Below are 885 nucleotides of genomic sequence, written 5' to 3'. Positions count from 1 at the left end.
GCTCGGGGGCGGTCGGCTTGCGGGCCGGGACCGCTGGGGTCTTGGGCTTGGGTGCCTCGGGTCGCTCCGCATCGCCGCGGCCGCCGGGGAGGGCGAGCAGGCGGGTGCGCGAGGCGGGGACGCGGGACCACGGGGCGGCCTTGGCCGCCGCGGCGGCACGCCCCGACAGGCGGGCGCGCACGTCGCGTTCGGCGAGGGCTCGACAGCGCTCCAGGAGGGCGGCGGCGACCGGGTTGCCGCGCAGCGCTCGCAGCGCGGCGAGATCGTCGGGGCCCGGCTGGTAGCCGGAGCAGATGACGTCCTCCAGGAGCGCGAGGTAGCCGGTGGCGGTGCCGGGCAGGGTCGCCCGGTAGCGGGCGAGGTCGGCCAGCAGGAAGGCGCGGAGCCTGGCGCCCTCGCGCACCGCCTCGTCGACGGAGTCGGCGAGGCGGAGGCAGTCCTGGACGTCCTCGTCGGAGACGGGGCTGGGATGCAGGGCGAGGGCCAGAGCGCGGCGGAGCACACGCAGCTCCTCCGCACTGAAGGCCATGCCGCCGCGGGATCCGTATGGCGTGGGCATGGGCCGACAATACGCGCCAAACGGACAAAATCCGTTTAACGCCAATCTTTGGCGTGGCTCGGCTCGCGGGGTCAGGTGGCTCTGTCCCGGGGTCAGTCCGCGCGGCGGCGGACCATCGCGAAGGCGACCGCGCCCACTCCGAGCGCGGCGGCCCCCGCCAGTGCGATCCAGGGGAGGACGCCCGCGCCGGTGTCCGCCATGGTGCCGTCGGGGGCCGGGGAGGCTTCAGGGACTTCGGGGGTGCTGGTGGTGGTCCCCGCGGTGCTCGTGGCGGTGGCCGTGCCGGGGCTGTCGGCCTGGACCGTGGTCACGATCGGGGCCGGGGC

The 885-nt window shown here is 76.3% G+C and carries 1 protein-coding gene and 1 pseudogene; both read right to left on the bottom strand.

Annotation, left to right across the window (positions count from 1 at the left end; genetic code table 11):
- Positions 1-529: hypothetical protein (locus E2651_RS43470; RefSeq protein ID WP_135336759.1), on the bottom strand; the 529-nt coding region annotated here is incomplete at its 3' end.
- A 122-nt stretch (positions 530-651) separates the two neighbouring features.
- Positions 652-885, bottom strand: a pseudogene (locus E2651_RS44530) (hypothetical protein); the annotation flags it as partial.

The sequence above is a fragment of the Streptomyces sp. MZ04 genome (genome assembly GCF_004684775.1).
Classification (GTDB): Bacteria; Actinomycetota; Actinomycetes; order Streptomycetales; family Streptomycetaceae; genus Streptomyces.
This window is presented reverse-complemented; position numbering and strand designations above follow the sequence as displayed.